The 22,721-nt window shown below is 59.5% G+C and carries 22 protein-coding genes; 17 read left to right on the top strand and 5 right to left on the bottom strand.

Annotated elements, in window-relative coordinates:
* The first annotated feature begins 43 nt into the window (after nt 1-43).
* On the top strand, nt 44-298 hold the full coding sequence (locus AC54XV_RS20665; protein WP_003363729.1) for an FAD assembly factor SdhE: 255 nt from the start codon (nt 44-46) through the stop codon (nt 296-298).
* Nucleotides 282-746: a protein YgfX gene (locus tag AC54XV_RS20660; protein ID WP_058399193.1), complete on the top strand. Its 465-nt coding sequence runs from the start codon at nt 282-284 to the stop codon at nt 744-746. The genes AC54XV_RS20665 and AC54XV_RS20660 overlap by 17 nt, the downstream gene beginning before the upstream one ends.
* Here AC54XV_RS20660 and nadB read toward each other — a convergent pair.
* Entirely contained in the window at nt 715-2,331 is a 1,617-nt protein-coding gene (nadB, locus tag AC54XV_RS20655) for an L-aspartate oxidase (protein WP_058399194.1), read from the bottom strand. The genes AC54XV_RS20660 and nadB overlap by 32 nt on opposite strands.
* A 497-nt stretch (nt 2,332-2,828) precedes the next feature.
* Here nadB and rpoE point away from each other — a divergent pair, with 497 nt between their 5' ends.
* From rpoE to pdxJ, 11 genes are all read left to right on the top strand, one after another.
* Nucleotides 2,829-3,410: an RNA polymerase sigma factor RpoE/AlgU gene (gene rpoE, locus AC54XV_RS20650; RefSeq protein ID WP_002554912.1), complete on the top strand. Its 582-nt coding sequence runs from the start codon at nt 2,829-2,831 to the stop codon at nt 3,408-3,410.
* 33 nt (nt 3,411-3,443) lie between these two features.
* Nucleotides 3,444-4,034, top strand: a complete 591-nt coding sequence (locus AC54XV_RS20645) for an anti sigma-E factor RseA C-terminal domain-containing protein (protein ID WP_003405339.1) — start codon at nt 3,444-3,446, stop codon at nt 4,032-4,034.
* Nucleotides 4,035-4,042: 8 nt separating this feature from the next.
* The gene (locus AC54XV_RS20640) at nt 4,043-5,002 is read left to right on the top strand and encodes a MucB/RseB C-terminal domain-containing protein (protein ID WP_496717189.1); all 960 of its coding nucleotides are present in this window, start codon (nt 4,043-4,045) and stop codon (nt 5,000-5,002) included.
* A gap of 299 nt (nt 5,003-5,301) precedes the next feature.
* Nucleotides 5,302-6,732, top strand: coding sequence for a DegQ family serine endoprotease (locus AC54XV_RS20635; RefSeq protein WP_223272533.1), 1,431 nt, complete (start codon nt 5,302-5,304; stop codon nt 6,730-6,732).
* Between the two features lie 171 nt (nt 6,733-6,903).
* Complete coding sequence (gene lepA / locus AC54XV_RS20630; RefSeq protein WP_024660706.1) at nt 6,904-8,700, top strand: translation elongation factor 4; 1,797 nt, start codon at nt 6,904-6,906, stop codon at nt 8,698-8,700.
* 9 nt (nt 8,701-8,709) lie between these two features.
* Nucleotides 8,710-9,564 carry a signal peptidase I gene (gene lepB / locus AC54XV_RS20625; RefSeq protein ID WP_003363711.1) on the top strand — a complete coding sequence of 285 codons (855 nt, stop codon included), beginning with the start codon at nt 8,710-8,712 and terminating at the stop codon, nt 9,562-9,564.
* A gap of 114 nt (nt 9,565-9,678) precedes the next feature.
* Entirely contained in the window at nt 9,679-10,056 is a 378-nt protein-coding gene (locus AC54XV_RS20620; RefSeq protein ID WP_003405344.1) for a DUF4845 domain-containing protein, read from the top strand.
* The gene (gene rnc / locus AC54XV_RS20615; RefSeq protein WP_002554906.1) at nt 10,053-10,742 is read left to right on the top strand and encodes a ribonuclease III; all 690 of its coding nucleotides are present in this window, start codon (nt 10,053-10,055) and stop codon (nt 10,740-10,742) included. Before AC54XV_RS20620 ends, rnc begins: the two co-directional genes overlap by 4 nt.
* Entirely contained in the window at nt 10,735-11,637 is a 903-nt protein-coding gene (gene era, locus AC54XV_RS20610) for a GTPase Era (RefSeq protein WP_003363707.1), read from the top strand. The genes rnc and era overlap by 8 nt, the downstream gene beginning before the upstream one ends.
* A gap of 60 nt (nt 11,638-11,697) precedes the next feature.
* On the top strand, nt 11,698-12,381 hold the full coding sequence (gene recO, locus AC54XV_RS20605) for a DNA repair protein RecO (protein WP_058399196.1): 684 nt from the start codon (nt 11,698-11,700) through the stop codon (nt 12,379-12,381).
* A 59-nt stretch (nt 12,382-12,440) separates the two neighbouring features.
* Nucleotides 12,441-13,181 (top strand): pyridoxine 5'-phosphate synthase, encoded by a 741-nt coding sequence (gene pdxJ / locus AC54XV_RS20600; protein ID WP_003405348.1) that lies wholly within the window; start codon nt 12,441-12,443, stop codon nt 13,179-13,181.
* 8 nt (nt 13,182-13,189) lie between these two features.
* Here the strand turns inward: pdxJ and cmoB are convergent, their stop codons facing one another.
* The 4 genes from cmoB to lon all read right to left on the bottom strand — a co-directional run bounded on the left by cmoB (nt 13,190) and on the right by lon (nt 18,001).
* Nucleotides 13,190-14,149, bottom strand: coding sequence for a tRNA 5-methoxyuridine(34)/uridine 5-oxyacetic acid(34) synthase CmoB (gene cmoB / locus AC54XV_RS20595; RefSeq protein WP_032654501.1), 960 nt, complete (start codon nt 14,147-14,149; stop codon nt 13,190-13,192).
* A complete protein-coding gene (cmoA, locus tag AC54XV_RS20590) occupies nt 14,146-14,889 on the bottom strand; it encodes a carboxy-S-adenosyl-L-methionine synthase CmoA (protein WP_003405350.1) in 744 nt (247 codons plus the stop codon). Before cmoA ends, cmoB begins: the two co-directional genes overlap by 4 nt.
* Before the next feature lie 100 nt (nt 14,890-14,989).
* A complete protein-coding gene (locus AC54XV_RS20585) occupies nt 14,990-15,382 on the bottom strand; it encodes a protease inhibitor I42 family protein (protein ID WP_003418576.1) in 393 nt (130 codons plus the stop codon).
* A 201-nt stretch (nt 15,383-15,583) separates the two neighbouring features.
* On the bottom strand, nt 15,584-18,001 hold the full coding sequence (lon, locus tag AC54XV_RS20580) for an endopeptidase La (RefSeq protein ID WP_003405352.1): 2,418 nt from the start codon (nt 17,999-18,001) through the stop codon (nt 15,584-15,586).
* A 178-nt stretch (nt 18,002-18,179) separates the two neighbouring features.
* On the opposite strand from lon, the gene AC54XV_RS20575 reads away from it, so the two are divergent.
* From AC54XV_RS20575 to AC54XV_RS20560, 4 genes are read left to right on the top strand one after another with little or no spacing between them, the layout of a single operon-like run.
* Entirely contained in the window at nt 18,180-18,854 is a 675-nt protein-coding gene (locus AC54XV_RS20575; RefSeq protein ID WP_024639458.1) for a methylamine utilization protein, read from the top strand.
* Entirely contained in the window at nt 18,851-21,205 is a 2,355-nt protein-coding gene (locus tag AC54XV_RS20570) for a putative bifunctional diguanylate cyclase/phosphodiesterase (RefSeq protein ID WP_058399197.1), read from the top strand. Before AC54XV_RS20575 ends, AC54XV_RS20570 begins: the two co-directional genes overlap by 4 nt.
* A gap of 3 nt (nt 21,206-21,208) precedes the next feature.
* On the top strand, nt 21,209-22,084 hold the full coding sequence (locus tag AC54XV_RS20565; RefSeq protein ID WP_003405355.1) for a DUF3034 family protein: 876 nt from the start codon (nt 21,209-21,211) through the stop codon (nt 22,082-22,084).
* The gene (locus tag AC54XV_RS20560) at nt 22,084-22,512 is read left to right on the top strand and encodes a group I truncated hemoglobin (RefSeq protein WP_058399198.1); all 429 of its coding nucleotides are present in this window, start codon (nt 22,084-22,086) and stop codon (nt 22,510-22,512) included. Before AC54XV_RS20565 ends, AC54XV_RS20560 begins: the two co-directional genes overlap by 1 nt.
* Nucleotides 22,513-22,721: the final 209 nt, after the last annotated feature.

Genomic DNA, 22,721 nt, shown 5'->3' with positions numbered 1-22,721 from the left:
GGCTCACGGCTGTATACTTGCCGCCTACTTTGAGGAGCGCTCCATGGTCGAAGACGTTGAACTCAACCGCCTTTACTGGCACAGCCGCCGCGGCATGCTTGAACTGGACGTGCTGCTGGTGCCGTTTGTCCGTGAGGTCTATCCACATTTGAATGACGTGGACCGCGATTTGTACCGCCGTCTGCTGACCTGTGAGGATCAGGATATGTTCGGCTGGTTCATGCAGCGTGCCGAATCCGAGGATGCTGAATTGCAGCGCATGGTTCGCATGATTCTGGATCGTGTCCAGCCCCAGTGATCGCTTTGAATGTCACTGGCAGGCTTCACGTCTGCTGGTGACGGTGTACCTCGCGGTCCAGTGTCTGGCACTGGTCGCGTTGTACTGGCTGGACATCGCTGTGTGGGCTGCAGCGCTGGGTGTGCTGATATGTCTGGCGCACGCTGTCCGGGTGATACCACGCGCCATCCTGCTGACGCATCCGGCGGCATTCACCGCGCTCAGGCGCGATCATCAAGGCTGGCAACTGTGGAATGTACGTGACGGCTGGCAGCCTGTGCAGTTATGCCCTGACAGTCTTGCCTTGCCGTGGGTGGTCATTCTGCGTTTTCGCCCGATTATCGCCGGTCGGCCAGCACGATCAATAAACAGTTGTTGTATCCCGCATGACGCATTGACGCCGGACATTCACCGACGTCTGCGCGTGCGTTTGAAATTCAGCAGGCATAGGTGGGCGGCACCAGAATAGTGTCCAGCGCCTCCGGCAACATATCGGGATAGTCCAGCGTGTAGTGCAGACCGCGGCTTTCCTTGCGCTGCATGGCCGAGCGGATCATCAGTTCGGCCACCTGCGCCAGATTGCGCAACTCGATCAGGTCGCGGCTGACCTTGTAGTTGCTGTAAAACTCGTCAATCTCATCCAGCAGCAAGCGCACGCGGTGCTGAGCGCGCTGCAGGCGTTTGTTGGTGCGCACAATGCCGACGTAGTCCCACATGAACCGCCTCAGCTCGTCCCAGTTGTGCGCAATGATCACGTCCTCGTCCGAGTCAGTGACCTGGCTGGCATCCCAGGCCGGAAGGGCGGCGGGCATCTGCACGTCATTCAGTTGCTTCTCGATGTCTGCGGCGGCCGATCGGGCATAGACGAAGCACTCCAGCAGCGAGTTGCTGGCCATGCGGTTGGCGCCGTGCAGGCCTGTGAAGCTGGTCTCGCCGATGGCGTACAGGCCCGGCACATCGGTATGCCCCTTGCTGTCCACCATCACGCCGCCACAGGTGTAATGCGCGGCGGGGACCACGGGGATCGGCTCGCGGGTGATGTCGATGGAAAACTCCAGGCAGCGTTCATAGACGGTTGGAAAGTGCGTCTTGATGAAGGCTTCCGGCTTGTGGCTGATGTCCAGATACACACAGTCGATGCCCAGTCGCTTCATCTCATGGTCTATCGCGCGGGCCACGATATCGCGCGGGGCCAGTTCCGCCCGCTCATCGAAGCGTTGCATGAAGCGCTCGCCGTTGGGCAGCTTGAGGTAGGCCCCTTCACCGCGAAGTGCCTCGGTGATCAGAAAGCTCTTGGCTTGCGGGTGATACAGGCAAGTGGGGTGAAACTGGTTGAACTCAAGGTTCGCCACCCGGCAGCCGGAACGCCAGGCCATGGCGATGCCGTCGCCGCAGGCTCCGTCAGGGTTGCTGGTGTACAGGTAGACCTTGGCGGCGCCGCCCGACGCCAGGATGGTGAAGCGCGCGCTGTACGTATCCACTTCGCCACTGTGGCGATTGAGCACATAGGCACCAAGGCAGCGCTCTCCGTCCAGGCCGAGACGGCGTTCGGTGATGAGGTCGATGGCAGCGCGCTGCTCGAGCAATTCGATGTTGGGTCGCCTGATGGCCTGTTCCAGCAAGGTGCGAAAAATGGCGGCACCTGTGGCATCTGCAGCATGAATGATCCGCCTGTGGCTATGGCCGCCTTCACGCGTCAGGTGAAATTCAAATCCGCTTTCGTCGGTGTCTGCGTCATCGCCACGGGTAAAAGGCACGCCTTGATCGATCAGCCATTGAATCGCCTCGCGGCTGTGTTCGACAGTGAAGCGCACAGCGTCTTCGTGGCAAAGGCCGCCGCCTGCGTTCAGCGTGTCCTCAACATGAGACTGCACGGTGTCGGTGTCATCCAGCACTGCCGCAACACCGCCCTGCGCCCAGAATGTCGAGCCATTGGCGAGATCGCCCTTGCTCAGGACTGCAATCCGCAGGTGGTCGGGCAGGGTCAGTGCCAGGCTCAACCCGGCAGCGCCGCTGCCGATTACCAGTACGTCATGCTGAAAATGTTGACTCATCTGCGAATTCTGCCCTTGGCGACCACTAGTATAAGTATTGGGGTAACGGCACAATAGCCGCGCCTACATGGCAATGTGAGACCACGGCGGGTCTGGATTGTGCTCCAGTCCCGGACGGCATGCCTATTGTTTTCCTTTTGTTCGGCCACTGGAAATACTCCAGTGTGTTGATTCAAAGGAGTTTTATGCCATTTGCGGCTCACGCCGGCGATTGTGTCAATGGAACTTTTTGTAAAGAACCATGCTCAATAGCAGGTTGCCTACACAGGAACAGCGTCGATTTCGCAGGGTTAGATAAGTGATCATCAACTGCGAAACTGGCGACAAGACTATTCGCGCAGCCGACCGTGTCGAGCTGCGTTTTTCGTGCACGCTTTAAGATGGCTTGCAGGAAACTTGCTTGAAGGGGGAGAACTTTTGCGAAAAGCCCGAGTCTATGTTTGCGAGCCTGAACAATATCAGTTGCAACACTCCTTCATGCTCAACGAGGAGTGTTCATGCTAACCCAGGAAGAGGATCAGCAGCTTGTCGAGCGCGTACAGCGTGGCGATACGCGAGCATTTGATCTGTTGGTGCTGAAGTATCAGCACAAAATTCTAGGGTTGATCGTGCGATTCGTGCACGACACCCATGAGGCTCAAGACGTTGCACAGGAAGCCTTTATCAAGGCTTACCGTGCTCTCGGAAATTTTCGCGGTGACAGTGCTTTCTACACGTGGCTGTATCGCATCGCCATTAACACGGCGAAGAACTATCTGGTCTCGCGAGGTCGGCGACCACCGGATAGCGATGTAAGGTCTGAAGACGCGGAGTTCTACGACGGCGACCACGGCCTCAAGGACATCGAGTCGCCGGAGCGTGCATTGTTGAGGGATGAGATCGAAGGCACCGTCCATCGGACCATCCAGCTTCTCCCGGAAGATTTACGTACGGCACTAACTTTACGTGAATTCGATGGTCTGAGTTATGAAGACATTGCGAGCGTCATGCAGTGTCCTGTTGGTACCGTGCGCTCTCGGATCTTCCGCGCTCGGGAAGCCATCGATAAAGCCCTGCAGCCGTTGTTGCAGGAATCCTGAGACAGCGGCGATAGCCCAAGAGAGGAACCCGCCATGAGTCGTGAAGCCCTGCAGGAATCGCTGTCCGCGGTACTGGATAACGAAGCGGACGAACTGGAATTACGTCGGGTATTGAATGCCATTGACGATGCCGATACTCGCGCCACCTGGTCGCGTTACCAAGTTGCTCGTGCAGCGATGCACAAAGAGCTGCTGGTGCCTCATCTGGATATCTCGGCTGCTGTGTCTGCCGCGATCGCCGATGAAGTCAGCCCGCTCAAGGCAGCTCGCGGTCCTTGGCGTACGCTGGGTCGTCTGGCCGTTGCAGCGTCGGTTACCGTAGCCGTTCTGGCTGGTGTCCGCCTGTATAACCAGGATGACATTGCCGGTGCACAACTGGCACAGCAGACCCAACAGCCTGCCAACCTGACTGTTCCGCAAGTCAAAGGCCCGGCCGTACTGGCTGGTTACACTGAAAGCGCCGAGCAAGCGCCTGGTCCTATGGCCAATGGTGTGTTGCAGGGCGGTGGTCAAGGTGACCAGCGTCTGCCGGGCTATCTGCGCCAGCACGCCCAGGAAGCGGCGTTGAAAGGTACTGAAAGCGCGCTGCCATACGCACGTGCTGCGAGCCTGGAAAACCGTTAAGGAGGATCATGCGAGCCGTCCCTCTACTGCCGTTACTGCTTGGTGGATGGCTTGCCCTCCCGGTACAGGCTGATGATGCGCAAGACGCAATCAATCGTCTTGCCAAGGTTGATCAGCAGCAGGGCTATCAAGGTACGTTTGTATACGAGCGCAATGGTAGTTTTTCTACCCATCGAATCTGGCACCGCATAGCGGACGGTCATATTCAGGAGCGCCTGCTACAGCTTGATGGTTCCGCTCAGGAAGTATTGCGTGTTGACGGGCTTACTCAGTGCGTCAGCGGCACGCTGGAAGCGGGGGTGGCCAATCCGGCCGATTCTTCTGCCCGCGCATTCGATGTCAAAAGACTATCCGCCTGGTACGACATGAAAATTGCCGGCAAATCCAGAGTGGCCGGTCGTCAGGCAACTATCGTTGCGCTGTCCCCCAAGGACCAGCATCGATACGGCCTCGAATTGCACCTGGATAACGAAACCGGTCTTGTGCTCAAGTCGCTTCTGTTGAGTGAGAAGGGGCAGTTGCTCGAGCGTTTCCAGTTTACTGATCTCGATACCGCCAGCGTGCTGTCCGAACAGATGCTCAAGACCAGTGCCGACTGCAAGCCTGTTTCTGTGGTGAAGACCAAGCCTGAGGCCTCCATAAGCCCTGTGGCCTGGCACTCAGACTGGCTGCCGCCGGGTTTTGACGTCAGCAGCAGCGGTGTGCGCAAAGACCCTGCTACGCAGTCGGCGGTGACGCATCTCATGTACAGCGACGGTCTGGCGCGTTTTTCGGTGTTCATCGAATCGGTGAAAGGCGGTGCTTCTTCGGATATTCGCACCCAGCTAGGCCCGACAGTGGCCGTTTCCCGCCGTCTGACAACGCCGCAGGGCGACATGATGGTGACGGTCGTCGGAGAAGTTCCGATGGGCACTGCAGAGCGCATAGCATTGTCGATGCGTAACGACGAACCTTCAGCCAATAAATAAACATTTGGAGTCACGGCTCCCGGGATGTAAAAATTTTCATCCTGGGTTACAGAAGCCGCCAGGCCGCACTCAACCTGGCTTGAGCAAAGGCGCTGAAATGTTTGGTGAGGTTTCCAGATTGCAAAAGCTCGGTTTTTTTTCTATAGGTCACAGCCTCGCAGCTCTGGCCTTTTGTCGTTTCCAGAGGTCATGTCGCTGATCCAGAGATGAGCATCGTTGCTTGAGGTCTTTGAGTCGGTTGCTTCGGACTGCTTAATTTTTTCCTCGTTACGAACGGGAGCCATATGTCGATACCACGCATGAAATCCTACTTTTCATTGATTGCCGCTGTGCTGATGCTCGGTCAGGTTGCTACGGCTCAGGCCGAAAACCTGCCGGACTTCACCGGGCTGGTCGAGCAGGCATCGCCCGCAGTGGTGAATATCAGTACGCGCCAGAAGTTGCCGGACCGTGCCGTCGCCAATCAGCAGATGCCTGATCTGGAAGGCCTGCCGCCGATGCTTCGTGAGTTTCTCGAGCGCAGCATGCCGCCAGGTTCGCGTCCGCCGGGCTCGGGTGCAGGCAAGGGTGATCGCCAGCGTGAAGCTCAGTCCCTCGGCTCGGGCTTCATCATCTCCCCTGACGGCTACGTGCTGACCAACAATCATGTAATCGATGGTGCTGACGAGATTCTCGTACGCCTGTCCGATCGCAGCGAGTTGAAGGCCAAGCTGGTCGGTACCGATCCGCGTACCGACGTTGCCGTTCTGAAGATTGAGGGCAAGGACCTGCCAACCGCCAAACTGGGCAATTCCAATACGCTCAAGGTCGGTGAATGGGTTCTGGCGATCGGCTCGCCGTTCGGTTTCGATCACTCCGTGACCAAGGGTATCGTCAGTGCCAAGGGGCGCAGCCTGCCTAACGACACCTACGTGCCGTTCATTCAGACCGACGTGGCCATCAACCCGGGTAACTCCGGTGGCCCGCTGTTCAACATGGCTGGCGAGGTCGTCGGGATCAACTCGCAGATCTTCACGCGTTCCGGTGGTTTCATGGGCCTGTCGTTCGCGATTCCGATCGACGTCGCCATGGATGTGGCCAACCAGCTCAAGGCCAACGGCAAAGTCAGCCGCGGCTGGCTGGGTGTGGTCATCCAGGAAGTGAACAAGGACCTTGCCGAGTCGTTTGGTCTGGACAAGCCTGCCGGCGCGCTGGTTGCGCAAGTGCTTGAAGACGGCCCGGCTGCCAAGGGCGGTGTGCAGGTGGGTGACGTGATTCTGAGCGCCAACGGCCAGCCCATCGTCATGTCGGCCGACCTGCCGCACCTGATCGGCAACCTCAAGGACGGCAGCAAGGCCGAACTTGAAGTGATTCGCGACGGCAAGCGTCAGAAGCTGACGGTCACCGTCGGCGCGCTGCCTGATGAAGGTCAGGAAATGGGCGATGTTGGAGGTACGGGTGCCGAGCGCAGCAGTAATCGTCTGGGCGTATCGGTGATTGAGCTGACCGCCGAGCAGAAGAAATCCCTGGACCTCAAAGGTGGCGTTGCCATCAAGGAAGTCACCGGCGGCCCGGCTTCGCTGATCGGTCTGCAGGCGGGTGATGTGATCACTCACCTGAACAATCAGGCGATCACGTCCAGCAAGCAGTTCACCGAGGTGGCGAAAAGCCTGCCCAAGGATCGCTCTGTCTCGATGCGTGTTCTGCGTCAGGGCCGTGCGACCTTCATCACCTTCAAGCTGTCCGAGTAACCGGTCGGTTTAAGCGGAAAGGGTGGCCATGGCCACCCTTTTTTGTGCCCGTTTGTTTACCGTGCGCCGATCCGGGTGCCTGTAAGCGTGACGCCTCTTGCTTAGTTCAGGTACAATTCCCGGCTATTTTTCGGCGGGCAATCTGCCTGCAACCTTTTTGAGTGTTGATCCGTGAGTGATTTGAGTCATATCCGCAATTTCTCCATCATCGCCCACATTGACCATGGCAAGTCGACGCTGGCCGACCGCTTCATTCAAATGTGCGGCGGCCTGACCGAGCGCGAAATGGAAGCGCAGGTGCTGGACTCCATGGATCTTGAGCGCGAGCGCGGGATCACCATCAAGGCCCATAGCGTTACCCTGTATTACAAGGCCAAAGACGGTATCACCTACCAACTGAACTTCATTGACACCCCGGGGCACGTCGACTTCACCTACGAAGTCAGCCGTTCTCTGGCCGCGTGCGAAGGCGCGTTGCTGGTGGTCGATGCAGGGCAGGGCGTCGAGGCGCAATCGGTCGCCAACTGCTACACCGCCATCGAGCAGGGCCTTGAGGTCATGCCGGTACTGAACAAGATGGACTTGCCGCAGGCCGATCCGGACCGCGTCAAGGAAGAGATCGAGAAGATCATCGGCATCGACGCCACCGATGCCGTGGCGTGCAGCGCCAAGAGCGGCATGGGCGTGGACGAGGTCCTCGAGCGTCTGGTCGCGACCATTCCAGCGCCCACCGGCAATATCGAAGATCCGCTGCAGGCGTTGATCATCGACTCCTGGTTCGACAACTACCTGGGCGTTGTGTCCCTGGTGCGTGTGCGCCACGGCCGCGTCAAGAAGGGCGACAAGATTCTCGTCAAGTCGACCGGCAAGCTGCATCTGGTCGACAGCGTGGGCGTGTTCAACCCCAAGCACACGGCGACCGTCGATCTGAAAGCCGGCGAAGTAGGCTTCATCATTGCCGGCATCAAGGACATTCACGGTGCGCCGGTCGGTGACACCCTGACCCTTAGCACCACCCCCGACGTCGACGTCCTGCCTGGCTTCAAACGTATTCAGCCACAAGTCTATGCAGGCCTGTTTCCGGTCAGCTCGGACGACTTCGAAGACTTCCGTGAAGCGCTGCAAAAGCTGACCCTGAACGACTCTTCACTGCAATACCTGCCCGAGAGTTCCGACGCGCTGGGCTTCGGCTTCCGCTGCGGCTTCCTCGGCATGCTGCACATGGAGATCATCCAGGAACGCCTGGAGCGTGAGTACAATCTCGACCTGATCACCACCGCGCCAACTGTAATCTTCGAGCTGTTGCTCAAGACCGGCGAAACGATTTACGTCGATAACCCTTCCAAACTGCCTGACCTGTCGGCCATCGAAGACATGCGCGAGCCCATCGTTCGCGCAAATATTCTTGTGCCGCAGGAGCACCTGGGCAACGTCATTACGTTGTGCATCGAAAAACGTGGCGTACAGCACGACATGCTGTTCCTCGGCACGCAGGTTCAGGTGAGCTACGATTTGCCGATGAACGAAGTCGTTCTGGACTTCTTCGATCGTCTCAAGTCTGTCAGCCGCGGTTATGCTTCGCTGGATTATCATTTTGATCGCTACCAGTCGGCCAACCTGGTCAAGCTCGACGTGCTGATCAACGCCGAGAAGGTCGACGCCCTGGCCCTGATCGTTCACCGCGACAACGCACACTACAAGGGGCGTGCGTTGACCGAGAAGATGAAAGAGCTGATCCCTCGACAGATGTTCGACGTGGCAATTCAGGCGGCTATCGGCGGTCAGATTGTGGCCCGGACAACCGTCAAGGCGCTTAGAAAGAACGTATTGGCCAAATGCTACGGCGGTGACGTCAGCCGCAAGCGTAAATTGCTGGAGAAGCAAAAGGCCGGTAAGAAACGCATGAAGCAGGTCGGCAACGTGGAAATTCCACAGGAAGCCTTCCTTGCAGTGCTCAGGTTGGAATAGTCAGGTCCTATGTCACTAAATTTCCCGCTGTTGTTGGTCATCGCTGTCTTCGTCTGTGGCGTGCTTGCACTGATTGATCTGGTCATCCTGGCGCCTCGTCGCCGGGCTGCCATTTCCAACTATCAGGGCAGCGTGGGCGAACCTGACATTGCTGTCGTGGAGCGCTTGAACAAGGAGCCTTTGCTGGTCGAGTACGGCAAATCGTTCTTCCCGGTGTTGTTTATCGTGCTGGTGCTTCGTTCGTTTCTGGTCGAGCCGTTCCAGATTCCTTCGGGCTCGATGAAGCCGACACTGGATGTGGGTGATTTCATTCTGGTCAACAAGTTCGCGTACGGCATTCGCCTGCCGGTACTGGACCAGAAGGTGATTCAGATCGGTGATCCGCAGCGTGGCGACGTGATGGTGTTCCGCTACCCGAGCGACCCGAGCGTCAACTACATCAAGCGTGTCGTGGGTCTGCCAGGTGATCGTATCCGCTACACCAGCGACAAGCGGCTGTTCATCAATGGCGAGCTGGTCGCCAAGAAGCTGATCGGCACCGAGCCCGGCACATTGGGCAGCGCGGAACTGTACGAAGAGCAGCTGGGCGAAGTCGAACATCAGATCCGTCAGGAAATGAGCCGCTACCGCGCGCCGCCTGACAGTGAATGGACAGTGCCTGCCGCGCACTACTTCATGATGGGCGATAACCGTGACAACTCCAACGACAGCCGTTACTGGGATGATCCCAACATTCCCAAGGACGAGCTGGGCATGGTCCCGGACAAGAACATCGTAGGCAAGGCGTTCGCGGTGTGGATGAGCTGGCCCGAGCCGAAACTGAGCCACTTCCCCAATTTTGCGCGCGTAGGGCTGATCAAGTAATCGATGCGGCGCTGCCTGAGCAGCGCCGCATGTCATTTGGGCTGACTGGAAACGCCTCTGAAGCATGAGTCGACCCGGTCAGGAGGCGTTGCACTCTTGAGGTCGAAGTCGAACATGACGTTCTCTACTTCTCAAAAAGGCTTTTCTTTCGTGGGCTGGCTGTTGCTGCTGGCGCTGGTCGCGTTTGCGACGAGCACGGCCTTCAAGCTGGTCCCGCACTACCTCGACTACATGACGATGAAGAAAATCATCGAAGCGGTCGACACCAACAAGACCCTGGACATCACCACGGTCGACGATTTTTACGGTTATGTCGGTAAGAACATGCAGGTCAACAGCATTCGGGATATAGATTTGAACAAGGCGTTGAAAGTGACGGTGGAGAACAATGCGTTCCAGGCTCATTTGAACTATGAGCAGCGTGAACCGTGGTTCCAGAACATCGATCTGGTGTTGAAGTTCGACAAGCAATTCAGCGTGGGTAAACCGTGAGCGTATCCTTGAGCCGCCTTGAGCGTCAGCTCGGCTACACCTTCAAGGATCAGGAGCTGATGGTCCTGGCCCTGACCCATCGCAGTTTTGCCGGTCGCAACAATGAGCGTCTGGAGTTTCTCGGTGATGCCATTCTCAACTTCGTGGCCGGCGAGGCGCTGTTCGAGCGCTTCCCCCAGGCTCGCGAAGGCCAGTTGTCCCGCTTGCGCGCGCGGCTGGTGAAGGGCGAAACCCTGGCGTTGCTGGCGCGTGGTTTTGATCTGGGCGAGTACTTGCGCCTTGGCTCGGGCGAGTTGAAAAGCGGTGGTTTCCGTCGTGAGTCGATTCTCGCCGACGCGCTCGAGGCGCTGATCGGGGCGATCTATCTGGATGCAGGCATGGAAGCAGCGCGCGAGCGCGTCCTGGCCTGGCTGACCACCGAATTTGACAGCCTGACGCTGGTGGACACCAACAAGGACCCCAAGACCCGACTGCAGGAATTTCTCCAGTCGCGGGCCTGTGAACTGCCGCGTTACGAGGTGGTGGATATCCAGGGCGAACCGCATTGCCGGACGTTTTTCGTCGAATGCGAGATCAACCTATTGAATGAAAAAAGCCGAGGACAGGGTGTCAGCCGCCGGATTGCCGAACAGGTAGCCGCCGCAGCAGCACTCATCGCCCTGGGCGTGGAGAACGGTCATGAATGATACAACCGCAACACGCTGTGGCTATGTTGCCATTGTCGGCCGTCCCAACGTAGGCAAGTCCACGCTGCTCAACCACATTCTCGGTCAGAAGCTCGCGATCACCTCGCGCAAGCCGCAGACCACGCGCCACAACATGCTGGGCATCAAGACCGAGGGCGCCGTTCAGGCGATCTATGTCGATACCCCCGGTATGCACAAGAATGGCGAGAAAGCGCTCAACCGTTACATGAACAAGACCGCTTCGGCGGCGCTGAAGGACGTCGACGTGGTCATCTTCGTCGTCGATCGCACCCGCTGGACGGACGAAGACCAGATGGTTCTGGAGCGCGTTCAGTATGTCCAGGGTCCGGTCATCCTGGCGATCAACAAGACCGATCGCATCGAGGACAAGAGCGACCTGATGCCGCACCTGGAGTGGCTGCAGGGCCAGCTGCCGAATGCGTCCATCGTGCCGATCTCCGCGCAGCATGGCCACAACCTCGAAGCGCTGGAAAGCCTGATTGCCTCGCATCTGCCGGAGAATGACCACTTCTTCCCGGAAGACCAGATCACCGATCGCAGCAGCCGCTTTCTGGCCGCCGAACTGGTTCGCGAGAAGATCATGCGCCAGCTGGGTGCCGAGCTTCCGTACCAGATCACCGTCGAGATCGAAGAGTTCAAGCAGCAGGGCCGCACCCTGCATATCCACGCGCTGATTCTCGTCGAGCGCGACGGACAGAAGAAGATCATCATTGGCGACAAGGGCGATCGCATCAAGCGCATCGGCAGTGATGCGCGTCGTGACATGGAACTGCTGTTCGACTCCAAGGTGATGCTCAACCTCTGGGTCAAGGTCAAAGGTGGCTGGTCCGATGACGAGCGCGCCCTGCGTTCCCTTGGCTACGGCGACCTCTAAGCTGTCCTTTCGCCCGACCTTTCGGTGGTCGGGCGAACACTTCCCTCTCGAGCCAGCCTGATGAGCACGCCCACCGGCCAACCTGCTTATGTGCTCCACAGTCGTGCGTATCGCGAAAACAGCGCGCTGGTCGACTTCCTCACGCCTCAGGGCCGTCTGCGTGCCGTGCTGCGCAGTGCCAAGGGCAAGGCGGGTTCGCTGGCACGCCCGTTCGTGCCCCTCGAGGTCGAGTTTCGAGGGCGGGGCGAGCTGAAGAATGTCGGCCGCATGGAAAGCGCGGGCATCGCCACCTGGATGACCGGCGAGGCGCTGTTCAGCGGCATGTACCTCAACGAACTGCTGATTCGCCTGTTGCCTGCCGAAGACCCTCATCCTGCGGTGTTCGAACATTACGCTGCCACGCTGCTGGCCCTTGCTCTGGGGCGTCCGCTGGAGCCGTTGCTGCGTTCGTTCGAATGGCGCTTGCTGGATGACCTGGGCTATGGCTTCGCGATGGACGCCGACATCAACGGCGAACCGCTGGCCATTGATGGCATGTATCGCCTGCAGGTCGATGCCGGGCTCGAGCGTGTGTACCTGCTTCAGCCCGGTCTTTTTCAGGGCGCGGAATTACTGGCCATGTCCGAAGCTGACTGGAGCGTCCCCGGCGCGTTGTCCGCTGCCAAGCGCCTGATGCGTCAGGCGCTGGCGGTACACTTGGGCGGTCGCCCGTTAGTCAGTCGTGAACTGTTTCGCAAGCCTTGATCAGGCTTTATTCTCTACAGCCTGCTTCGACCAGCTCGCCCATTTTTCTGGAGACCACCGTGACCCACAGCACTCGTATCCTTCTCGGCGTGAACATCGACCACGTAGCCACCTTGCGCCAGGCCCGTGGCACGCGCTACCCGGACCCGGTAAAGGCTGCCCTGGATGCCGAAGAGGCAGGCGCCGACGGCATCACCGTCCACCTGCGTGAGGACCGCCGACACATTCAGGAGCGCGATGTCCTGCTGCTCAAGGATGTCTTGCAGACCCGCATGAATTTCGAGATGGGCGTCACCGAAGACATGCTCGCCTTTGCCGAACGCATTCGTCCGGCGCATATCTGCCTGGTGCCTGAGACACGGCAGGAGCTGACCACCGAAGGCGGTCTGGATGTGGCAGGGCAGGAAGCGCGGATCAAGGCAGCGGTCGAGCGACTGGCGAAGATTGGTTGCGAGGTTTCACTGTTCATCGACGCCGACGAGCGTCAGATCGCCGCTTCAAAGCGCGTCGGCGCCCCCGCCATCGAACTGCATACCGGTCGCTATGCCGATGCTCAGACCCCGACCGAAGTCGCCGAAGAACTGCAGCGGGTCGCCGATGGCGTAGCGTTTGGTCTCGCCCAGGGGCTGATCGTCAATGCCGGTCACGGCCTGCATTATCACAACGTCGAAGCCGTCGCCGCGATCAAGGGCATCAACGAACTGAACATCGGCCACGCGCTGGTGGCTCATGCTCTGTTCGTCGGCTTCAAGGCGGCAGTGGCCGAGATGAAGGCGTTGATCGTGGCGGCAGCCAGATAACTCGTCCCTCAGGGCTTGCGCCCCACGATCACCGCACGCATGGGGGCAGGCAGGCCCTCGACTGTCTTGCTGTGATCGGTGGGGTCCAGATAGTCGCTCAGGGACTGAAAGCGCATCCACTCGGTGCTGCGTTGTTCGTCGACCGTCGTGTGGCTGACGTCGACGCAACGCACATCGGTGAAGCCGGCACGGCGCATCCACAATTCCAGAGCAGGCACTGAAGGCAGGAACCAGACGTTGCGCATCTGCGCATAACGATCTTCCGGGACCAGCACCTGATGGACATCACCCGGCACTACCAGGGTTTCCATCACCAGCTCGCCGCCTTTTACCAGACAGTCTTTCAAGGCCAGCAGGTGGTCGATGGGGGATTTGCGGTGATACAGCACGCCCATCGAGAAGACTGTGTCGAAGCCTTCCAGATTGGCGGGCAAGTCTTCCAGCGCGAACGGCAGGTGCCAGGCGGGCAGGTCAGGCAGATAGCGCTGCATGGCCTGGAACTGACAGAAGAACAGCCAGTTGGGGTCGACCCCGATCACGCTGTCGGCCCCGGCGCCAAGCATGCGCCACTGGTAATAACCGTTACCGCAGCCGACATCCAGAACGCGTTTGCCCTTCAGGTCCAGGTGTGGCGAAACCCGCGACCACTTCCAGTCCGAGCGCCATTCGGTGTCGATATGCACGCCGAACACATTGAACGGCCCCTTGCGCCACGGTGACAGGCCCAGCAATGCCTTGCGCAGCACGGTGCGGGTCTCGCCGTTGCACTCGGCTTCCAGGGTAAAACTGTCGATCAGGTCGATTCGCTCGGGCTGCAGGTCGGGCAAGGCATCCAGCGCACTTTGCCAGCGCTGCAGGTCACCGTGACCCTTGGCCATCTTGGTGTTGAGCTGGGCCTGCAGGCCATTGGCCCAATCGGCCAGAGGGGTTCCCGCCAGACGACGGACGAGGGGAGCGAGATCAATCATGGCAGGGCAATCAACGAGGTGAAGTTGAGGCATTGAAACCACGGCACCACCTTGGAAAAACCTGCGGCGAGCAGGCGTTGGCGATGTTCTTCTAGGCTGTCGGGTTTCATGACGTTTTCGATGGCGCTGCGCTTCTGGGCAATTTCCAGGTCGCTGTAGCCGTTGGCGCGTTTGAAGGCGATGTGCAGGTCGGTCAGCAGCGCCTGTTCCTGCGGGTCATCGAAGCGCAGCTTTTCCGAGAGAATCAGCGCGCCGCCGGGCACCAGTGCATCACGAATGCGCCCGAGCAATGCCAGGCGCTGGTCGGGAGCGATGAATTGCAGGGTGAAGTTCAGCGCCACCACCGAGGCCGGTTTGAACGCCAGCGCGAGGATGTCGCCTTCGAGCACCTGCACCGGCAACAACTCCTGAAACATGGAGTCCTGCGCGTTGAGGTATTCACGGCAACGCTCGACCATGGCACTGGAGTTGTCTATCGCGATGACCTCACAACCCTCACCGCGCACATGGCGGCGCAGGGCCTGGGTGACGGCGCCCAGAGAACTGCCCAGGTCATAGAGCACAGTGTTTGGCTGGGCAAATTGCGCGGCTAGGACACCGAGGTTTTCGACAATCGTCGGATAACCGGGCACCGAGCGTTTGATCATGTCCGGGAATACCCGCACCACGTCTTCGTTGAAGGCGAAGTCAGGTACCTGGGTCAGCGGCTGGGCGAAAATACGATCGGTTTCTTTGCTCACGGCGATTCCGGCGAAGGCTTTGAAAGGCGGGCATTCTAGCCAAGTTGCCGCCGGGATGCATGGTGCAGTACGTGCTGTCGGACAAGCCGCGCGCAACGCCTCACTTCACGCTGATGGCGCACTCGAAGGTCTGCTCCGGGGCGACTTCGGGTGCCCAGGGCTGCTGATAGACCATCATCAGCCGGCCGGTCCCGGCATCGGTGGCCTTGAAGCGCCAGACCGACTGCCCACCGTTGCCGACCATTTCCTTGCTCTCGGCGCTGGCATACACCTCAGGGCCCAGGCTGCGCAGGATGTTCTGGGCCGGGTTCTGGGTCAGCCAGCGAAAGCCGGTGGTCGGGTTGCTGGGCAGGGTCAGGATCAATGTCTGCCCGGACGTGAGTGTCAGCGGGCAGTCGCTTTGCGTGTCGATGGAAACAATGTTTTTCGGCGTCTGAGCGCACGCCGTCAGCAGCGCAAGGCTCAGCGGGGCAATGAAACGGGCAGGGGTCATGGCAAGTTCCGGTATCGCGATACGAGGCGCAAGGATAACTGATCGGAGTTTTGTGGGGGAGTACGACAGGTGTCGCGCTGTGGATCGGACGCAGAGCGTCCAGAACTGCATTCTCACTCACGCTGGAGCGTGCGGAACGAGAGGCGCCCGATAGAACACCTCTTGTGCCAGTTCAGCGTGGGACCTGCGCAGTATCAATCTTTAGAACAACACCTTCACCACGTCGGCGAAGCGTTTGGCGAAGTGCACGGTAATGCCTTCCTTGAGATAGTCCGGCAGTTCTTCGAAGTTGCCACGGTTAGGCTCCGGCAGGATCAGTTCGTGGATCTTCTGGCGCCGCGCGGCAATGACTTTTTCGCGGACGCCGCCGATGGGCAGTACATGCCCGGTCAGGGTCAGTTCGCCGGTCATGGCGACGCCTTTTTTCGGTGGCTGGTTGCGGGCCAGGGACAGCAAGGCGCTGGCCATGGTCACGCCCGCACTCGGGCCGTCTTTCGGGGTGGCACCTTCGGGGACGTGTACGTGCACGAACGCTTCATCGAAGAACTTCGCATCACCACCAAACTTCGACAGATTGGCGCTGACGTAGCTGTAGGCAATTTCGGCCGACTCCTTCATCACATCGCCCAATTGCCCGGTCAGCTTGAAGCCGCGGTTGAGCGTATGAATGCGCGTCGCCTCGATCGGCAGGGTAGCGCCGCCCATACTGGTCCAGGCCAGACCGGTGATCACGCCGGTGCCGGACAGCACCTGTTCGCTGCGGAACACCGGCATGCCCAGCGACGCTTCGAGGTCTTTCGGCCCGATCTTGATCACTGAATCGGGCTCGTCCAGCAGTTTCACGACAGCTTTGCGCACCAGCTTGCCAAGCTGTTTCTCCAGATGCCGCACACCGGCTTCGCGAGCGTAACCCTCGATGACGGCGCGCAGTGCGCTGTCGCTGATGCTCAGCTTGTTTTTCGCAACGCCGGCTTTCGCCAACTGCTTGGGCCACAAGTGGCGTTTGGCGATTGCCAGCTTCTCTTCGGTGATATAGCCGGACAGGCGAATCACTTCCATCCGGTCAAGCAGCGGGCCGGGGATCGAGTCCAGCGTGTTGGCCGTGCACACGAACAGGACCTTGGAGAGGTCCAGGCGCAGGTCCAGGTAGTGATCGAGAAACTCGACGTTCTGTTCCGGGTCCAGGGTTTCCAGCAGGGCAGACGCCGGGTCGCCCTGATAGCTCTGGCCCATCTTGTCGATTTCATCGAGCATGATGACCGGGTTCATGACTTCAACGTCTTTCAACGCCTGCACCAGCTTGCCCGGTTGCGCACCGATATAGGTACGGCGGTGGCCCTTGATTTCCGCCTCGTCGCGCATGCCGCCCACGCTCAGGCGATAGAACGGTCGCCCCAGCGACTCGGCAATCGAGCGCCCGACACTGGTCTTGCCCACCCCCGGCGGGCCGACCAGCAGCACGATCGAGCCGCTGATTTCGCCCTTGTAGGCACCCACCGCAAGGAATTCGAGAATCCGCGCCTTGATATCGTCAAGCCCGGCATGGTGCTGATCGAGCACCTTGCGTGCGTGCTTGAGATCCAGCTTGTCGGCGCCGTAGACGCCCCATGGCAACGAGCTGGTCCAGTCCAGGTAATTGCGTGTCACGGCGTATTCGGGCGAGCCGGTTTCCAGCACCTTGAGCTTGCCGATTTCTTCGTCGAACTTCTTGCGCGCCTGTGGCGGCAGGGTCTTGCCTTCCAGGCGCTGCTCGAACTGTTCGATGTCGGCGCTGCGATCGTCCTTGCTCAGGCCCAGCTCCTGCTGAATGACCTTGAGCTGTTCCTTGAGGAAGAACTGCCGCTGATGCTCGCCGATCTTGCGGTTCACCTCGGCAGAGATTTCCTTCTGCAGGCGTGCAACCTCGACTTCCTTGCGCAGCATCGGCAGGACTTTCTCCATGCGCCTGAGCATCGGCACACAGTCGAGTACTTCCTGTAATTCGACACCGGTGGCCGAGGTCAGGGCAGCGGCAAAGTCGGTGAGCGGCGAGGGGTCATTGGGGCTGAAACGGTTGAGATAATTCTTCAGCTCTTCGCTGTACAGCGGGTTGAGCGGCAGCAGTTCCTTGATCGCGTTGATCAGGGCCATGCCGTAGGCCTTCACTTCATCGGTCGGCTCATTGGGCTGCTGCGGGTATTCGACTTCTACCAGATACGGCGGGCGATGATGCTTGAGCCAGGTACGGATGCGCACCCGGCTGAGGCCCTGCGCGACGAACTGTAAACGACCATTTTCACGACTGGCGTGGTGAACCTTGACCAGAGTGCCGTACTCGGGGAGTGCGTCAGTCTTGAAGTGGCGTGGATCTTCCTGCGGAGTGTCCATGAAGAACAGCGCCAGCGAATGGTGTTCGGACTTGCTGACCAGCTCCAGCGTTTCGGCCCACGGCTCTTCATTGACGATGACAGGCAGGACCTGCGCCGGAAAGAACGGACGGTTGTGGATCGGAATGATGTAAACCTTGTCGGGCAGGTTCTGGCCGGGCAAGGCCAGCGAGGTGCTGTCGGAACTCAGAGACACGTCGTGCTCGTCTGCGTCATTGGGCAAGTCTGGCGAGTCTGTCTGCTGGTCGCTCATGGGGCACCTGAGAAGTTGAACATGGCTCTTAGATGGGGCAGCGGCTCTCAGGTTTCAATAGTCTTGGTCGATAGTCTGTAAAGCGGTTGGAAAACCGTTATTTATTAGCGGGCCTGTCAGGGCTGACAAGAACGGGCTTACTTCATTTACAGCGCCGCCGGTATGGGTTGAATCAGGCATGACCAACGTATTTATTTCTGCATTAGTGGCAGGACTGTGGATAGCATCGGCTGCAAACGCATCGGCTTCCAGCTTTACTGCCCAGGTAATGGACAAGGAAGGCAAGCCCCTTGCAGATGCGGTGGTAACGCTCAAAGGGCCGTCCGATCCTTCACCTATCGTGTTGAAGGCGTCAATGGACCAGCGTGATCAGGAGTTTGCACCACATGTACTGGCCGTCCACGCCGGCACCCAGGTCAAGTTTCCCAACAGCGACAACATCCGCCACCAGGTCTACTCCTTTTCTCCGGCCAAGCGCTTCGAGTTGCGGCTTTACGAGGGCGTGCCCTCGGATCCGCTGTTGTTCGACAAGCCCGGCGTGGTGGTGCTGGGCTGCAACATCCACGACTGGATGGTCGGTTACATCTACGTCACCGACGATTCATGGTTCGGCGTGACCGACAGAAACGGCCTGCTCAAGCTGGATCAGGTGCCGGCCGGGCATTATGCCGCCACCCTCTGGCATCCGCGCATCGCGGACATGCAGCCTGTATCGGGCGGCGAGTTCGAGGTGCCGGCGGCAGGCCTCACCCAGCGTTTCAACCTGGCGGTCGAAGTGGAGGCCGAGGACAAACCCGGCAAGCCCGCACCGGGCCGCTTCGGTGACGCCTTCCACGAGGCCACGCATGAATGAAATTTAAAGCCAGCTTTCAGGCGCGCATCGCCGGGGTTCTGATTGTCCTGTTGCTGATTGTCGTGAGTGCGGTTTATCTCGCCGTCAAGGTTGCAACGGGCGATGCGGTGCGTACTCAGGCCCAGGCACAACTGGAAGTGGGTAGCCGCGTGTTCGAACGGCTGATCGATCTGCGCGGCAAACGTTTGCGTGACACGGTGCAGTTGGTGGCCGCCGATTTTGGCTTTCGCGACGCTGTGGCCAGTGCCGATTCCTCGACCATTCGCTCGGTGTTGCTCAACCATGGCAAACGCATCAACGCCAGCGACATGTTCCTGCTGGGCATGGATGGCGTGGTGATTGCCAGCACCGTGCCGAAAGTCCCCGAGGGTTCCAGATTTGTCTATGACCAGGCCCTGCGCAACGCCAAACGTGCCGGTCAGTCAGTGCTCATTGTGCCCGGCGGCGGAGACCCTCATTTGCTGGTGGAGGCCACCGTTCTCGCGCCATTGCCGATCGGCCGCGTGGTCATGGGCTTTACCATCGACAGCGATATTGCCGAAGAACTGCGTTCGCTCAGCGGTCTGGAAGTGTCTTTTCTCACCGTAGAAGACGGTAAGACCGGTGATCTGATCAGTACCCAGCCAGCGGCCCTGCACGCGGGTTTGATCGAGCTGATGCGCAGCTCCTCGGAAGGCCAGATGTTGCTGACCGAGCAATCGAACCTTAACTTTCTCAGTCAGACCCTGATGCTCGCCAACACCAGCAATGGCGGCGACGGGCAGGTCATCGCGCTGTTGCAGAGCCCTCTGGACAAGGCCTATCAGGCATTCGCGCCACTGAATCAAAAGATCTTCTGGATTTCCATGGCCGCCCTGGTGGCCTCGCTGATCGGCACACTGGCGCTGGCGCGAAGCGTCTCGCTGCCGGTACGGGCCCTGGCCACGGCGGCCAAACGTATTGGTGATGGCGACTATAAAACGCCGGTCGCGCTGGTGCGTAGCGATGAACTCGGCATGCTCGCCGACGCGATCAACACCATGCAGCAGGGCATTGCCGTGCGCGAGGGGCAATTGGCCCACAACGCCCTGCACGACAATCTGACCGGGCTGCCCAACCGGGCGCTGGTGATGGAGCGTCTGGGCAGTTCGATTGCGGCACATCGCGGGGTTGCCCTGTTGTCTCTGAGCATCGAGAACCTCGCCACGATCAGCGAAAGCGTGAGCGCCGAAGGTGTTGACCAGTTGTTACGGCAGGCGGGTCAGCGCCTGCAAGGTAATCTGCGCGCCGGCGATACCGTGGCGCTTCTGGGGGCCAACGAGTTTCTGCTGCTACTGGACAACACGTCCAGCGCTGGCGCGGTGGGCATGGCAGACGCTGTGCAGCGTCTGCTCAGTGAGCCGCAGCGTATCGACAATCATGAGCTAGAGCTTGAGTGCTGCATTGGTATCACGGTCTACCCGGAACACGGTGATTCCGCCCAGGAATTGCTCAGCCGTGCGGCCATTGCCCGCAAGGATGCCACGTTCCTTCCCGGTCGCCTGCAGATCTATCAGGATGGACGTGACCTGGCCCACCAGCGGCAGATCACGCTCATTCGTGACCTGCGCAAGGCCGCGCAGAATGGCGAACTATCGCTGCATTACCAGCCCAAGCTGGATATTCGTCAGGGCTATGTGCGTCAGGCCGAAGCGTTGTTGCGCTGGGCTCATCCGCAGTTCGGCAGTGTCTCGCCCGCCGAATTCATCGTCCTCGCCGAGCGCACCGGAAGCATTTACCTGCTGACCAACTGGGTGATCGAAGAGGCAATGCGCCAGTTGGCCGTATGGCGCCAGCGCGGTCTGGTCCTGCAGGTGTCGGTGAACATTTCCGCTGATGACCTGCTGGGTGATGACCTGGTCGGCTATGTCATGAAACTGCTCAAGCAATACGCCGTGCCTGCCGAACAACTGGTATTCGAGATCACCGAAAGCGCCGTCATGAGCGAACCGGAAAAGGCACTGATCGTCCTGCATCGCCTGCGCGATTGCGGCATCAGCCTGTCGATCGACGATTTCGGTACCGGTTACTCGTCACTGGCGCACTTGAAGCGTCTGCCCGTGCAAGAGCTGAAAATCGATCAGTCTTTCGTGCGCAACCTGGATGAAACCAGTGAAGACGCAGTGATCGTGCGGTCGACCATTGAAATGAGCCACAACCTCGGACTGAAGGTGGTGGCAGAGGGTGTCGAGTACCAACACAGCCTGGACCTGCTCCGGCGTTGGCACTGCGATACGGCCCAGGGTTACCTGATCAGTCGACCGCTGACCGCGTCGGCATTCGAGGCATGGATTGCCACGTACCAGGCGTCACCCGGTCTTATGGTGAATTAATTCATGTTGCACAAAACATCGCTGCTGTTAGGGTCTTTGCTGGTGGGTATGGCGGGCGTTGCTCCGACGCCCGCTTTGGGCGACAACGGCCGGTTGATCGCCACGGGCGGCGCGACCAGCATTGAAGGGAGCGCCGGCGGCGGCATAACCCCGTGGGCGGTGATCACCGGCTACAGCGAGCAAGGCGAGTGGGGTGCTACCGCCTTCGCCACGCACGTGAATCTGCCGGACTACAACCTTGATGTGGCAGGCCTGGCGGTCGCCTATGGCAATCGCGTGGAGTTTTCCTATGCGCATCAGCGTTTCGATATCAGCAACCTGCAGCACAGGCTCAGCCTGCCGGACGATAACCTCAGTCAGGACGTGTTCGGCGTCAAGGTACGGCTGTTCGGCGACCTGATCTACGAAAGCCTGCCGCAGGTTTCTCTGGGTGTGCAGTACAAGCATCAGAACGATTTCCTGATCCCCAGCCTGGTCGGTGCCCGGCGTGACTCGGATGTCGAAGGCTACCTGACGGCCAGCCGGTTGCTCATGGGCGCGGCATTCGGCTACAACGTCGTGGTCAACGGCGGCGTGCGTTACAGCCGCGCCAACGAAACCGGACTGTTGGGGTTTGGCGGCGATCGCCGCGACAGCCGCAGCCTGCTCAAGGAGGGTTCGGTGGCGGTGCTGTTCAATCCCCGCTGGGCGCTGGGCGTCGAATATCGCGAGAAGCCGGACAACCTGTCGTTTGCAGGCGAGAGTGACTGGGCCGATGTGTTTCTCGGCTATTTTCCCAACAAGCACCTGTCCGTGGTCCTGGCTTACGCCCGTTTGGGAGAAATCGCCACGCTGGACAACCAGAACGGTACCTATTTGTCTGTGCAGGGGAGTTTTTGATGAGGCGCTTGCTGATAGCCATGATGCTGACGCTGCTGGCCGGTTGCGCGCAGCAGCAACAACCACCCAAGGATGACAGCCTCTACCAGGACCTGGGTCAGCGTGCCGGTATCCAGCGCATCGTCGAAGGCATGCTGATAAACGTGGCCAGGGATCAGCGGATCGTCGAGCACTTCAGGAAAGTCGACATCGTGCGGCTGCGCGACAAACTGGTCGAGCAACTCTGCGTCGAGTCCGGCGGCCCGTGTCGCTATACCGGCGACAGCATGGCCGAGGCGCACAAGGGCCAGAACCTGACGCCCAGCGATTTCAACGCGCTGGTCGAAGATCTGATCGCCTCGATGGACACCGAAAAGGTCCCGGTCCCCGCACAAAACCGCCTCATCGCCCGTCTGGCACCGATGCGCAGCGAAGTGATCGGCAAGTAAGTCGTAGCCTGGACCTTAAAAAATAGAACGCTCGTGTAGGAGCGAACTTGTTCGCGAAGAGGGCGTTTGGGCAGCAGAAATGTTGTGAATGTACAGGCCCTTTCGCGGACAAGTCCGCTCCTACAGAAACCGGGTTTCACACCGAGTGCGAGTTGACTCGTTTGTAGCGTGGCATGCGCTGCCGGGCGTTACGAAATCGGACGCTTGTG

The organism is Pseudomonas fragariae (ex Marin et al. 2024) (genome assembly GCF_059621105.1).
This window is presented reverse-complemented; position numbering and strand designations above follow the sequence as displayed.